General features: G+C 71.0%; 13 protein-coding genes. 5 read left to right on the plus strand and 8 right to left on the minus strand.

All coding sequences use genetic code 11. The features are described 5' to 3' along the window. Positions 1–2,457 (minus strand): alpha-L-arabinofuranosidase C-terminal domain-containing protein (locus ACWIF2_RS37695; protein WP_454365802.1); only part of this gene is annotated, 2,457 nt, incomplete at its 3' end. Positions 2,458–2,594: 137 nt separating this feature from the next. Here ACWIF2_RS37695 and ACWIF2_RS37700 point away from each other — a divergent pair. Continuing rightward, positions 2,595–3,035 (plus strand): DUF6314 family protein, encoded by a 441-nt coding sequence (locus ACWIF2_RS37700; RefSeq protein WP_454365819.1) that lies wholly within the window; start codon positions 2,595–2,597, stop codon positions 3,033–3,035. Here the strand turns inward: ACWIF2_RS37700 and ACWIF2_RS37705 are convergent. The 3 genes from ACWIF2_RS37705 to ACWIF2_RS37715 form a co-directional block, all read right to left on the minus strand. Continuing rightward, a complete protein-coding gene (locus ACWIF2_RS37705; RefSeq protein ID WP_454365804.1) occupies positions 3,017–3,610 on the minus strand; it encodes a histidine phosphatase family protein in 594 nt (197 codons plus the stop codon). The genes ACWIF2_RS37700 and ACWIF2_RS37705 overlap by 19 nt on opposite strands. Before the next feature lie 73 nt (positions 3,611–3,683). Next, entirely contained in the window at positions 3,684–4,124 is a 441-nt protein-coding gene (locus ACWIF2_RS37710) for a GNAT family N-acetyltransferase (protein WP_454365805.1), read from the minus strand. 39 nt (positions 4,125–4,163) lie between these two features. Continuing rightward, positions 4,164–5,600: an aminotransferase-like domain-containing protein gene (locus tag ACWIF2_RS37715; protein WP_454365807.1), complete on the minus strand. Its 1,437-nt coding sequence runs from the start codon at positions 5,598–5,600 to the stop codon at positions 4,164–4,166. On the opposite strand from ACWIF2_RS37715, the gene ACWIF2_RS37720 reads away from it, so the two are divergent. Then, positions 5,599–6,516 (plus strand): DMT family transporter, encoded by a 918-nt coding sequence (locus ACWIF2_RS37720; protein ID WP_454365809.1) that lies wholly within the window; start codon positions 5,599–5,601, stop codon positions 6,514–6,516. The two genes, ACWIF2_RS37715 and ACWIF2_RS37720, sit on opposite strands and share 2 nt — an antisense overlap. Positions 6,517–6,606: 90 nt before the next feature. Next, a complete protein-coding gene (locus ACWIF2_RS37725) occupies positions 6,607–6,807 on the plus strand; it encodes a DUF1918 domain-containing protein (RefSeq protein ID WP_010045242.1) in 201 nt (66 codons plus the stop codon). 19 nt (positions 6,808–6,826) lie between these two features. Here the strand turns inward: ACWIF2_RS37725 and ACWIF2_RS37730 are convergent, their stop codons facing one another. Further along, complete coding sequence (locus ACWIF2_RS37730) at positions 6,827–8,056, minus strand: glycoside hydrolase family 10 protein (protein ID WP_454365811.1); 1,230 nt, start codon at positions 8,054–8,056, stop codon at positions 6,827–6,829. Between the two features lie 180 nt (positions 8,057–8,236). On the opposite strand from ACWIF2_RS37730, the gene ACWIF2_RS37735 reads away from it, so the two are divergent. Together ACWIF2_RS37735 and ACWIF2_RS37740 are read left to right on the plus strand one after the other, a co-directional pair. Then, on the plus strand, positions 8,237–9,112 hold the full coding sequence (locus ACWIF2_RS37735) for a 3-hydroxybutyryl-CoA dehydrogenase (protein ID WP_184597343.1): 876 nt from the start codon (positions 8,237–8,239) through the stop codon (positions 9,110–9,112). 252 nt (positions 9,113–9,364) lie between these two features. Beyond that, positions 9,365–9,622, plus strand: a complete 258-nt coding sequence (locus tag ACWIF2_RS37740; RefSeq protein WP_215122537.1) for a hypothetical protein — start codon at positions 9,365–9,367, stop codon at positions 9,620–9,622. A 12-nt stretch (positions 9,623–9,634) separates the two neighbouring features. Here ACWIF2_RS37740 and ACWIF2_RS37745 read toward each other — a convergent pair whose 3' ends face one another. From ACWIF2_RS37745 to ACWIF2_RS37755, 3 genes are all read right to left on the minus strand, one after another. Further along, positions 9,635–10,180: an NUDIX hydrolase gene (locus ACWIF2_RS37745; RefSeq protein ID WP_454365813.1), complete on the minus strand. Its 546-nt coding sequence runs from the start codon at positions 10,178–10,180 to the stop codon at positions 9,635–9,637. Between the two features lie 107 nt (positions 10,181–10,287). Continuing rightward, positions 10,288–11,628, minus strand: coding sequence for a transcriptional regulator (locus tag ACWIF2_RS37750; RefSeq protein ID WP_454365815.1), 1,341 nt, complete (start codon positions 11,626–11,628; stop codon positions 10,288–10,290). Between the two features lie 268 nt (positions 11,629–11,896). Then, positions 11,897–12,829, minus strand: a complete 933-nt coding sequence (locus tag ACWIF2_RS37755; RefSeq protein ID WP_454365817.1) for a PP2C family protein-serine/threonine phosphatase — start codon at positions 12,827–12,829, stop codon at positions 11,897–11,899. Positions 12,830–12,894: the final 65 nt, after the last annotated feature.

Below are 12,894 nucleotides of genomic sequence, written 5' to 3' on the forward strand. Positions count from 1 at the left end.
GTCCGCCACCGGCGTGCCGGTGCGGGTGATCGCCCGTTCCTTGTTGTGGCAGAACGGGATTCCGCTGCTACTCGGCATCGTGCTCGCGACGGTGACCGCGTCCGGTTCGGCGGCCAGCGTGGTCACACGGGCGGTGGAGGCGACCTCGGCGCCGCCCAGGTCGATGGCCGTACGGGCCTCGGCGGACTGGGCGTTGACGACCTTGACGATCAGGTCACCGGTCTTGGCGTCCTTGGTGACGACCTGGCGGAACGGCTCGGCCGGCTTGTCGTCCTTGAAGCTGCCCCACTCCTTGCCGTCGAGGAAGAGGGTGACCTGACGGCCTCGGACCTTGATGTCGATGTCGTAGGCGCGGCCGGTCTCGATCGAGCCCGCCTTCGTCATCAGTGTGCCCTTGCCACCGTCCACGGCCTGCTCGATCGCGGACTGGGTGTTGTTCCAGCCGCCCAGGTTCCACCAGTAGTAGTTGCCGGTGTCCTTGACGCCGAAGGCGACCAGGAAGCCCTCCTTGCCGGACTTCTTGGTGGCCTTCACATGCAGGTCGTAGTCCTTCCAGGCCGGGTCGCCAGCCGTGACCATGGTGTTCTCGGTCGCGGCGTCGGTCTGGACGTACTGCCCGTCCTGGATGCTCCAGCTGCCGCGGCCGCTGCCCGTCCACTTCGAGGCGTCACCGGAGAAGTCGTCGCTCAGCAGGGTCGAGCCGTCCGCCGAGGTGACCTTCACGTCGTCGTACGCGGCGCTGGTCGCCCAGGTGGACAAGCCGACGGCACCCGTGATCGGGCCGCTGACGTCCGGCGTGGTGGTGGCCTTCGACGGGACGACCCGGTCACCGACGTTGGTCATGAACAGCTTCTGGACCTCGTAGTTGGCCGAGTTCCAGGAGGCCCGGTTGTTGAACCAGATCATGTCGGGCCGCCACTGGACGTAGTCCTCGTTGGCGAGCAGGGGGGCGTACGAAGCGAGCTTGACGATGTCCGCGTTGCGCTCCAGGCCGGTCATGTACGCGGCTTCGGAGAGACCGTTCTTCCAGGCGTTGCCCTGGGAGGCGTACTCACCGAGGAAGACCTTGGGGCCCTTGCGGTCGTAGGAGTCGTAGCGGTCGTTGTTCTGCAGGAACCAGTTCGGGCTGTTGTAGTAGTGCTCGTCGACCATGTCGACCTTGCCCTCGCGGTTGAGCTGCCAGGCGGTGTCGAAGGTCGTGCCGGCGTCGTCCGGGCCCGAGTTGGAGATGACGGTGATGTCCGGGTACTTCGCCGCGATGGCGGCCCGGAACTGCTGGAAGCGGGCGAAGAACTCCCTGGGGAGGTTCTCCTCGTTGCCGACCCCGATGTGGGTGAGGTGGAACGGCTTGGGGTGGCCCATCTTCGCGCGCACCTTGCCCCACTTGGAGGTCGCCGGTCCGTTGGCGAACTCGATGAGGTCGAGGGTGTCCTGGATGTGCCGCTTGAGCAGGGCGTCGTCGTCCGTGGCCTTGTTCTGGCCGCAGCCGGTCACCAGCGCCGGGACGACGGGCAGCGGCATGGCGCCGATGTCCTCGGAGAGGCGGAAGTACTCGTAGTAGCCGAGGCCGTAGCTCTGGTTGTAGCCCCAGAAGTTGGCATTGGTGGCGCGCTCCTCGACCGGGCCGATGGTGTCCTTCCACTGGTAGCTGCGCTTGCGCTGCCAGTTCGAGGCCTCGCTGTAGTCCTCCATGGAGCCGGTGTTGACCAGGCAGCCGCCGGGGAAGCGCACGAAGCCCGGCTTGAGGGCGGCGATCTTCTCGGCGAGGTCCTTGCGCAGGCCGTTCGGCTGGTTCTTGTACGTCTCGCGCGGGAACAGCGACACCTCGTCGACCGCGGCGGCGTTCGCCGAGGCCACGGCTAGGCGGCCGCGGTTGCTGGTCCGGGTCGCGGTGAAGGTGGCCTTGTACTTGGCCCAGCCGCCCTTCACGGCGACCTGGCGTGCGGTGGCCAGCGTGCCCGCGGTGTCCTTCAGCGAGACGGTGAGCGTGCTGCCGCTCTCGGCGCGGGCCCACACGGAGAAGTCGTACCGCTTGCCCTGGTCGACCCGGATGCCCGTGTTGTAGCCGGCGTTCGTGACGGACGCGCCGGCGCCCAGGGAGAGGTAGTTGCGGTTGCGCGCGTTGAGGCGGCCCGCGTCGTTCACGACCTCGGCCGTGCCGCCGACCGCCCAGGAGGTCAGGGGCGTGTAGGAGCCGTTGTCGGCGGTGGAGTACTCGAAGGATCGGTTCTGCACGAGCTCGGCGTACAGACCGCCGTCGGCGGCCCGGTTGATGTCCTCGAAGAAGACGCCGTACATCGTGTCGTCGATCGCCGCGCCCTTGGCGGACGGGTCGACGGTGATCGCGTAGTCGGTGACGTCCTCGGCGTGCGCGGGGGCCGGTACGAGGGCTGCTGCCGTCAGGAGGGCGGTGGTCGTGAGACCGAGTCTCCATCGGGTTCGGGCGGTGCGTGGCATGGATACTCCGCGGCTCTCTTGTAGAGGAGTGTTCGAAATATCAGACATTGATCAGGACTTCGAACGGCAAGATAGGGAGGGGGCCGATGCGCGTCAATGGGTCGCGCAGCAACGGGTGGGACGGAGAGCGGGACGGAATGGGCGAGTTCTGGCCAGTGCCGGACGCACTGGCGTATCTGGCCGGACGCTGGGGCGTGACGCGGTCGGTGCGGGATCTCGCCGGCGGCGAGCAGGGGGAGTTCTCCGGAACCACCGATTTCCGGACGGAGTCAGGCGGCGGCCTGCTGCACCACGAGTCGGGCACCTTCGTCTGGCAGGGAGTCGCCCGGCCCGCCGAGCGGACACTGCGGTTCCTGCGCGGCCCGGACGGTACCGCCGACGTGCGGTTCGCGGACGGCCGGCCGTTCCACGACCTGGATCTGACGTCCGGGCGGCATGTCGCCGACCACCCCTGCTCGGCGGACCTCTACCGCGGCGAGTTCACGGTCCTGGACGCGGACCACTGGCGGACGGTGTGGCGGGTGCGCGGTCCGGCCAAGGACCTGGTGCTGCGCACCGACTACGCGCGCGAGGGCTGAGCGGACGCCCCGTCGAAGCGCAGGTTCCAGCGCCCGCCACGGCCTGTCACCGAGGTCGTCGACAGCGGGCGGACGTCGATGTTCCAGTACGTCGAGGGCGGCGCCTTCAGTGCGTAGACCACGGCGGCGCGGATCACGGACGGCTCGGCCACCGCCACGACACGGCAGCCGTCGTCGACGGGCCGGGTGTCGAGCCAGCCGCCGACCCGGGTGATGAAGTCCATCAGCGACTCACCGCCGTGCGGGGTGGCACGCGGGTCGGCGAGCCAGGCGTCCACGGCCTCCGGCTCCCGGGCCATCGCCTCGCCCAGGGTCAGCCCGCGCCAGCGGCCCATGTCGCAGTCCCGCAGGGCGAGTTGCACGAGCGGCGCGTACCCGAGCCCCTCCCCCGTCGCACGGCTGCGCGGGGTCGGCGAGCAGTAGCGCAGCTCGGCCGCGGCGAGCGGCAGCAGTTCCCGGGCGGCGAGCTCCACCTCACCCCAGCCGGCCTGGTCCAGCGGCCGGTCGTCCTCGAATCTCTCGGCGAGCAGCGGAGAGCTGCGCGCTGCGGCGACGAATGTGACCCGAAGTGGCATGCGGCGATCGTGGTTCCCGCAAGTGCGCAGGTCAAGAGGTGTTACCTGGGAGTTACCCAGGGTGCGCCGGCCCTCACCGGCCGAAGATGAGCGCCATCCAGTGCTCGGGGTGCTCCAACTCCGCGAAGCCCAGCCGCTCGTAGACACCGTGCGCGTCGTGCGTGGCGAGCAGGACGCGGCGGACCCCGTACTGCCGCAGCTCTTCCCGTACGGCCGTCAGGAACGCGGTGCCGACGCCCTTGCCGCGCACCGACGGGTCCACGTACACATCGCACAACCATGCGAAGGTGGCCCGGTCCGTGATGACCCGGGCATACGCCACCTGCTCCCCCGAAACCGTCTCGAACACGCCGAAGTTGAGCGAACCCTCGATCGCCCGGTCCTGCTTCTCGCGGGAGCGTCCCAGCGCCCAGTACGCGTCGGTGGACAGCCAGCGGTGGACACGCTCGGGGTCGATACGAGCGGGGTCGGCGGAAATCTCGTAGCCCTCGGGCAGGGGCGGCGTCTCGGTCATGACGGGATGCTCGCAGGCACCCGCCCACGCGTCGAACGCTTATCCCAGCACCTCGTCGCAGGCCGCACGCAGCCGCCGTACGCCCTCCGCGATCTCCCCGGTCCCCGCGACCGCCGCGAAGCTCAGCCGGATGTGCGCGGCCGGCGGCTCGGCGCTGAAGTAGGGGCGCCCGGGAGTGATCGCGACACCCGCGCGCAGGGCGGCACCGGTCAGGGCGGACTCCTCCACGCCCTCGGGCAGCCGCGGCCACAGGTGGTAGCCGCCCGACGGGATGTGCGGCAGCGCGAAGCCCGGCAGGTGCAGCCCGAGCGCGGTGGTCATCGCGTCCCGGCGCGCCTTCAACTCGGCGGAGACGGAACGCAGATGACGCGGCCAGGCGGGCGAGCCGACGAGTTCCAGCGCCGCCTCCTGAAGGGGCCGGGGCACGAAGAAGGTGTCGACGACCTGGATGGCGCGCAGCCGCTCCAGGACCGGCCCGCGCGCGGCCAGGGCGCTCACCCGGAAGCTCGGCGAGGTCGCCTTGGTCAGCGAGCAGACATGGACGACGACGCCGTCGGGGTCGTCGGCGGCCAGCGGGCGCGGCAGCGGCCCGGCGTCCTCGTGCACCAGCCGCCGTACGAAGTCGTCCTCGACGACGAACGCGCCGGCCTCGCGCGCGATGCGCAGCACCTCGGCGCGGCGCTCGGGCGCGAGCACCGCACCGGTGGGGTTCTGGAAGAGCGGCTGGCAGACGAAGGCCGGGGCGCCGGTGGCCCGGAAGGCGTCGGCGAGCAGCGCCGGTTTCACTCCGTCGGCGTCCACCGGGACGGGCACCGGGCGCAGGCCCGCGGCACGGGCGATGGCGAGCATGCCGGGGTAGGTCGGCGACTCGACCAGGACGGGGGCGCCGGGCGGGGCGAGGGCGCGCAGGGAGGTGGTGAGCGCGGACTGTCCGCCCGCGGTGACCAGCACCTCGGCGGCGGTGAAGGACTCGCAGATGCCACGCGCGAACCATTCGCGCAGCTCCGGCAGCCCCTCCATGGGCGGACGCCCCCAGGCACCGGGACGGCGTCCGGCGCGCGACAGGGCGGCGGCCATCGCCCGCTCCGGCTGCAGCGACGGGTGCAGATAGCCGCCGTTGAACTCGATCACGCCGGGCGGCGGGGCGGCCAGCGACACCAGCACCCCGGAGGCGTCCACCGAGCGCGGTACGAGGTCGGCGGCGCCGTCCGCGCTGAGGGCGACCTCCTGCCAGGAGGTGTCCCCGGCGGGTGCCGGTGCCGTCCTGGTCCGTGCGCGGAACGCGCCCGCGCCGGGCCGGGTGATGACCAGGCCCTCGGCGGCGAGCTGCGCCAGAGCCCGGGAGACCGTCACGGGGCTCACCCGGAACCGCTCGACTAGGGCACGACTCGATGGCAGCTTTCCACCAGGCGAGTAGCGGTCGAGCTCCCTTCGAAGCTGTTCCGCCAGTTCAGCGACACTGCTACGCTCTTGCATGAGAGCACAGAGTAGCGCTACTGCCGCACCCCGGATAGCAGTCGCCACGGATTCGGACCGCCCCGGCCTCGGCACCCTCCAGGCCGCCCTCGGCGTCATCGCCTTCTCCCTCACGTTCCCCGCCACCGCCTGGGGACTGGAGGGCTTCGGACCCTGGTCGCTGGTCGCCGTCCGGAGTGTCCTGGCCGCGGTGATCGCGGGCGGGTGTCTCCTCGCCCTGCGGGTGCCGCTGCCCGAGCGGCGGCACTGGCCGGGCCTCGCGGTCGTCGGGGGCGGCGTGGTGCTCGGTTTCCCGCTGCTGACCACGCTGGCGCTGCAGACCTCGACCACCGCGCACGCCGCCGTCGTGGTCGGCCTGCTCCCCCTCACCACCGCCCTCTGCTCCGCCCTGCGTGTCGGCACCCGGCCCTCGCGCACCTTCTGGACGGCTGCTCTCGTGGGCGCGGCGGCGGTGCTGGCCTTCACCGTGCAGCAGAGCGGCGGCGCCCTGAGCACGGCCGACCTGTACCTCTTCGCGGCGCTGTTGGTGTGCGCGGCCGGGTACACCGAGGGCGGCCGGCTGGCCCGGGTGATGCCGGGCTGGCAGGTCATCGGCTGGGCGCTGGTGCTGTGCCTGCCGCTGACCGTGCCCGTCGCCGTGTTCGCGCTGGCGCAGGAGCCCGTGCACCTGACCGCGCACAGCGTCACGGGGCTGCTGTGGGTCGCGGCGGGCTCGCAGTTCGTCGGCCTGGTCGTCTGGTACCGGGGCATGGCGGCCATCGGCATCCCGAAGGCCAGCCAGTTGCAGCTCGCCCAGCCCCTGCTCACACTGGTGTGGTCGGTGCTGCTGCTGGGTGAGCACCTGCCGGTGGCCGCCCCGCTGACGGCAGCGGCGGTGCTGGTCTGCATCGCCGTCACACAGCGGGCGCGCGGCTGAGCGGGGCGGGCACGGGCCCTGCCAAGTAGCGTTCCCCCACGTAGACTCGAGGCGACGGACCGCTCTCCGCACCTCGTGAGGAGGCCCCAGATGCGCGCAACCGTGGGCGACCAGCTTGTCCAGCACGGCAGGGTGGTCGGTCAGCACGACAAGGTCGGCGAGATCGTCGAAGTGCTCGGCCAGGAGGGCAACCCCCCGTACCGCGTCCGGTTCGAGGACGGGCACGAGGGAGTGTGCTCGCCGGGACCCGACACCGAGATCCGGCACCGGGAGACCACCACCGGGCCGTGATGCGGCCCGGGGGCGACGTCTACTCGTAGTGGTCGGCGACGACCTTCGCCATCGCCCCGATCCGATCGGTCGCCACGTCCTTGGCGGCGAAGAAGACGTGCCCGCGCACCTGCGCGTAGTCCTCGGCCAGCGCCAGGTGCCGGGACAGCTCGGCCGGGTTCTGCCAGGCCGCGGGCTGCGCCGGGTCACCGGCCTTGTACAGCGCCTCCCCGACGTACAGCTTCGTCGAGGTGCCGCGCGCGACCTCCGCCCACCAGGGCACCAGCTTCGCGTAGTCGGCGGCGGCGAAGCCGATGTTCCAGTACAGCTGCGGGACGATGTAGTCGATCCAGCTCTCGCGCACCCACTTGCGGGTGTCCGCGTGCAGGTCGTCGTAGGTCTGCACGCCGGCCCGGGTGTCCGAGCCGCGCTTGTCCGTGGCGGCGTTGCGCCACACGCCGAAGGGGCTGATGCCGAAGCCGGCGCTCGGCCTGACCTTCTTGATGCGGGCCGCCGTCTCCTTCACCAGCTTGTTGATGTTGTCCCGCCGCCACGCGGCCCGGCTCGGGAAGCCGCCGCCGTGCTCCTCGTAGGCCGCGTCGTCGTCGAAGCGCTGGCCCGCCACCGGGTACGGGTAGAAGTAGTCGTCGAAGTGGACGCCGTCCACGGGGTACTTCCGCACCGCGTCGAGCATCGCGTCCTGCACGAAGGCACGGACCTCGGGCAACCCTGGGTTGTAGTAGAGCTTCCCGCCGTACGTCACCACCCAGTCCGGGTTGCGGCGCGCCGGGTGGGAGGCGGCGAGCCGGGACGGGTCGGCGTGTGTCGCGACCCGGTACGGGTTGAACCAGGCGTGCAGCTGCAGACCGCGGGCGTGGGCCTCCTCGACGGCCGTGCCCAGCGGGTCCCAGCCCGGGTCCTTGCCCTGGGTGCCGGTGAGGTACTGCGACCACGGCTCGTACGGCGACGGCCACAGGGCGTCCGCCGTGGGCCGTACCTGGAAGAACACCGTGTTGAGCCGCCTGCGGACCGCCGTGTCGAGGTGCTTGCGCAGCTCGGCGCGCTGCTGCGACGCGCTCAGCCCGGTCTTGGACGGCCAGTCTCGGTTGGCCACGGTCGCCAGCCATACGCCCCGCATCGCGGAGGCCGCCCGGTCACCTCCCTTGCCGTCCCTGTCGACGTCCCCCTTGGGCGCGGCCGACGCCGGAGGCACCATCGTGAAAGCCGACAGCGCCGCCACCGCGAACGCCCTGCGTGACACTCGTCCCATCCGCATGCCCCAAAATGCCGCGGATCCGCCCGGTCGCGGATCGCTCCGGGCCCAGAATGCCCGACTCTGGGCCGACCCCCGCGATCGATCATCGATACTTGGGAGTAACGTGCTCGAACGGAGCAGGCACCGGACCACGGAGCACCTGCCCGGACGTGGATCAGCAGCGAAAGGGACGATGTGACGGACATCCCAGCGGGAGACATTGCACGCGTCGGAGTCGTGGGCTGCGGTCAGATGGGCGCGGGGATCGCCGAGGTGTGCGCCCGGGTCGGTCTGGACGTCATGGTCGCCGAGACCACCGGCGAGGCCCTGGAGATCGGCCGGACCCGGCTGTTCAACTCCCTGGCCAAGGCAGCGGAGCGCGGCAAGATCACCGAGGAGGAGCACGAGGCGGCGCAGGCCCGCCTGAGCTTCACCACGGACCTCGGCGAGTTCGCCGACCGTGACCTGGTGATCGAGGCCGTCGTCGAGAACGAGCACGTCAAGACCGAGATCTTCCAGGTGCTCGACCAGGTCGTGACCCGGCCCGACGCCATTCTGGCCTCCAACACCTCCTCCATCCCGCTGGTGAAGCTGGCGGTGGCGACCTCGCGGCCCGACCGGGTCATCGGCATCCACTTCTTCAACCCGGCCCCGGTGCAGAAGCTCGTCGAGCTGATCCCGGCGCTCACCACGTCCGAGGACACCATCGGCCGGGCCGAGCAGTTCACCGAGAAGCTCCTGGGCAAGCACGCGATCCGCGCCCAGGACCGCTCCGGCTTCGTGGTCAACGCGCTGCTGATCCCGTATCTGCTCTCCGCGATCCGTATGTTCGAGACGGGCATCGCGAGCCGCGAGGACATCGACAACGGCATGGAAATGGGCTGCGCCCACCCGATGGGCCCGCTGAAGCTCTCCGACCTCATCGGCCTGGACACGGTCGCCTCGGTGGCCCAGTCGATGTACGAGGAGTACAAGGAGCCCCTGTACGCCGCTCCCCCGCTGCTCCAGCGCATGGTCGACGCGGGCCGCCTGGGCCGCAAGACGGGCTCGGGCTTCTACACGTACGACTGACGGTCCGGGCACAGCCGACCTCACTTCGTCCTGTGTGCACACATACCCCTCGAGACCGATTACGGACGGTCAGATTTCGGCCAAACCGCAGGCCCGGCACCGGAATTGGTGCCGGGCCCGCGGCATTCACACACCGTGTGCGCGCCGGGCTCGCATATGCCCCTCGCACACTCTCCCCAGGCGCCCACCAGGCGAGTTGACTCCACATGCGCATACCAGGGATGTGAAACGACTACGGAAAGGAGCGGACTCGTGGCCGCCGATCCCGAGCATCCCGTCGTATCCGGAGAACTCGCAGAGTTACGACGCCGCCTCGACGTGGCCTACGCCCGCGTCGAGGGCGGCTTGGCTCTGCTCAGCCACCGCACCGAGGAGACCGCCAAGGAAATCGACGAGCTCAACACCCGGATCCACACGCTCGAGCACACGCGCTGGCCGCTGCCCGCGGTCGCCGCCCTCACCGCCGTGGGTGCCCTCGTCCTGGCGATCTGGCAGGCGCTGGGACGCTAGCCCTCGTCCGACCTAGGGCAACGCGTCCTGTCCGAGCCTGAGATGGTGCAGCAGAAGTAACGCGGCCGCCATGTTGGCGGCCGGGACCTCGCCGCGGGCGACCATGTCGGGGACGAGCTTGAGGGGGACCCATTCCCGGCGGTCCGACTCGAAGTCGTCCACGGGGTGCCCGACGTACTCGCCCTCGTCGGCCCAGTACACATGGTGCCGGGCGTCGGTGAGCCCGTTGGACGGCTCCACGCTCATGAGGTGGTGCAAGGGCCCCGGCCGCCAGCCGGTCTCCTCCTCCAGTTCCCTGGCGGCCGCGCGGGCGATGTCCTCGCCGTCCTCGACGACGCCCGCCGCGAGTTCCCACCCCCAGCTGTCCGTGATGAAGCGGTGCCGCCAGAGCAACAGCACCTCGTTGGCCTCGTTCACCACCGTGGCCACCGCGACAGGCCGCATCCGTATGAGGAAGTGGTCGAGGTGCCGGCCGTCCGGTAGTGCGACATCCGCGAGATTGACGCTGAACCAGCGGTTTGAGTACACAGTTTGTTCGTTGTGTTTCGTCCACTGCACGGTTCTGCCACCTTCCGTCGAGTAAGTGGCAATATCGCAGCAGGGACGTACTGACAGCAGGCGCACAGGAAGTCGCTCGGGATGACGCGGACGCCGCTGCCCCGGATCTACAACGGTACGCGCAGCGCCCCGTCGATGAGTTCGGCGGCCTCGGCCGTGCCCGCGCCACCGCTGCGCACCAGATGCTCGCGCACCGCGCGCAGCCGGTCCCGCAGCCGCTGGGACTCCATGCCGCGGGCCTGCTCGGCCATCTGCACGGCGATGGCCACCGCCTTGTCGGCATTGCCCTGCCGCAGTTCGATGGTGCTCAGCATGGCCAGCCGGTGCACCCGGCCGCGGTCGTGCGCCGGGTTGTCGACGGCGGCGGCGGCATGCTCCCCGGCGGCCGCGATCTCCCCGAGACTGAGCAGCGCCTCCGCCACCTGGACGTTGACGAGCCCCGGCTGGACATAACCGGTCTCGTCGGGCTCGTGACCAGGCCGGATGCGCTCGGCGGACTGCTCGGCCCGCCGGATGCAGGACAGGGCACTGGTGCCGTCGCCGAGATGCGCGTACGCCTTGGCCTGCATCGCGTACAGATCGGAGGCGAGCGCCGGGGTGATCTGCTTGCCGGCGGCCCGCAGCGCGGCCTCCGCGAAGGCGACGGACTGCCGGTACTCCCGCATGAACAGCGACTGGTTGACCAGCAGGGCGATCACATACGCCCCGAGCCCCCGGTCACCGCTGGCCTTCGCGAGCCGCAGCGCCTGGTGGAAGTAGCGCTGCGCGAGGCCGTGGGCGTCGGAGTCGTAGGCACAGATCCCGGCGACCGCCACCAACCCGCCCGTCGCCCGGTGGAGTTGCCGGCCGGTCTCGTCGGTGTAGCTGCCGCGCAGCAGCGGAGCGGCCTCGGCGTTGAGGAAGCCGACGATGCGGGCCCGCGTCGCGATGCCCCCGGCCTTGCGGTACATCTGCTCGTAGTGGGCCCGGGCCGACCGCAGCATCTCCAGATCGCCCGCGGTGACCCGGTGTCTGCCGCCACGGGAGACGTCCACGTCCTCGGGCGGGTTCTCCCACTCCCACACCGGCATGACGGCGGGCGTACCGGTGAGCGCGGGCGCGCCCAGGATGTGCGGGCGCTGCTGCTGGTCGGAGCGCCACAGGGCGGTGGCCCGCTCGACGAACCCGGACAGGGAGCCGGTGTGCGGGGCGGCCGGCTCGCCGGGCATGCCGAGGCCGATGTCGTCGAGGGTGACGTGCCGTTGGAGCCGGGCGGCGAGCACCTCGCAGATCAGGTCGGGCACCTGGCCCCTGGGGCGCTGCCCCTTCAACCAGCGGGCGACGGCGGTGTGTTCGTATCTCAGGGACAGACCCCGTGCCCGTCCCGCCTGGTTGACGTGTGCGGCCAGCCCCGCGTGCGAGATCCCGGCTTCGTCCAGGATCGCGTCGAGCAGAGTGTTGGGCTGCATCTGGGCCCCCCGTGTGGCTCGGTGCGGCCAGATTAGTGGTTCCGCCTTCACACGGGGTGTGAACGGAGTGCTCGAATCCGCGCTGTGTGCGCGCTGTCGCGCAGAGTCGCCGGCCGGTTGACTGAAATGCCTCGAAAGAGGCCGGCCGGGCCGCCGGCTCCCCCTCGTACAGTGCGGCGGCCCGCTTCCGCCGTCCGCCCAGCCGCCTGCCCGACACTCCGTGGCGGGGCGGACGGCATCGCCGGCCAGGTGTCCCATCGCGGTTGCGTCAGAGGGGGGTTGTCGGCTGCGGATGGGCGGTGGCCGGTCGCGCGGTTCCCCGCGCCCCTGGGGGCATGCGCTCATCGTTTCTCAGGATCAACAGGGCGATGTCGTCGGCCGGGGTGCCGTCGGAGTGATCGACCAGCGCGCTCTGGACACCGCGAAGTACCGCCTGCGGTGCGAGCGGCCCCTCCCGCACGACGCTCGCCAGCACGAACGGCAGGGGGAAGAACCGGCCACGGGCATCCCTCGCGTCCTGAGCACCGTCCGTGCAGAGGAACAGAGCGTCGCCGGGCGGGAGCTGACCCAGACCGACGGTCGTCAGAACGGCCGGCAGGGGAAAGACGCCGAGGGGCGGGTACGGGTCGGCGGGGGCGAGCTGTTCGACCCGTGTGCCGCTCAGCCGGTACGGCCACGGGTGCCCGCAGTTCAGGGCCGCCATCTCGCCGTCGGCACGGATCTCCACCAGCAGCAGGGTCACGAACTCCTCGGCGACGCTCGCCGGATGCTCCTGGCGCAGATGCCGGTCCAGGGCGCGCTCCAGCCGGCGCAGCACCCCGCCGAGGTCGGCCTCGTCGTACGCGGCCTCGCGGAAACAGCCGAGCACGGCGGCGACGGTCCCGAACGCGCCGATCCCGTGCCCGCGCACATCGCCCATCACGGCCCGTACGCCGTGCTCGGTGGCGACGACCTCGTACAGGTCACCGCCGATCGCGGCCCCCGGCTCCGCCGACATCTGAACGGCGGCGACGTCCAGCCCGCCGATACGCGGGGGCAGCGGCCGCAGCACCGCGTTCTGCGCGGCGGCCGCGACCCGGCGCAACTGCCGCAGCTCACGCATCAGCGTCCGCCGCACATGAAGGATCACTCCGGTACCGACCGCGAAGAGAACTGCACCGGGAAGACCGAGGCTGCGCACCCGACCCCTGAAGCGGATCATGCCGATGGCCCCCCAAATAGGCCCTGACACACAGAATCGGACCGGCCCAAGAAGGCCGGTCCGAT

The organism is Streptomyces sp. NPDC055506 (assembly GCF_053643595.1).

What these genes read in the sequence shown, in the direction of transcription:
- ACWIF2_RS37720 (WP_454365809.1), top strand. Translation starts at nt 5,599, where the DNA reads ATGAGAGCACAGAGTAGCGCTACTGCCGCACCCCGGATAGCAGTCGCC.
- ACWIF2_RS37710 (WP_454365805.1), bottom strand. Translation starts at nt 4,124, where the DNA reads ATGACCGAGACGCCGCCCCTGCCCGAGGGCTACGAGATTTCCGCCGAC.
- ACWIF2_RS37750 (WP_454365815.1), bottom strand. Translation starts at nt 11,628, where the DNA reads ATGCAGCCCAACACTCTGCTCGACGCGATCCTGGACGAAGCCGGGATC.
- ACWIF2_RS37700 (WP_454365819.1), top strand. Translation starts at nt 2,595, where the DNA reads ATGGGCGAGTTCTGGCCAGTGCCGGACGCACTGGCGTATCTGGCCGGA.
- ACWIF2_RS37715 (WP_454365807.1), bottom strand. Translation starts at nt 5,600, where the DNA reads ATGCAAGAGCGTAGCAGTGTCGCTGAACTGGCGGAACAGCTTCGAAGG.
- ACWIF2_RS37725 (WP_010045242.1), top strand. Translation starts at nt 6,607, where the DNA reads ATGCGCGCAACCGTGGGCGACCAGCTTGTCCAGCACGGCAGGGTGGTC.
- ACWIF2_RS37705 (WP_454365804.1), bottom strand. Translation starts at nt 3,610, where the DNA reads ATGCCACTTCGGGTCACATTCGTCGCCGCAGCGCGCAGCTCTCCGCTG.
- ACWIF2_RS37730 (WP_454365811.1), bottom strand. Translation starts at nt 8,056, where the DNA reads ATGGGACGAGTGTCACGCAGGGCGTTCGCGGTGGCGGCGCTGTCGGCT.
- ACWIF2_RS37755 (WP_454365817.1), bottom strand. Translation starts at nt 12,829, where the DNA reads ATGATCCGCTTCAGGGGTCGGGTGCGCAGCCTCGGTCTTCCCGGTGCA.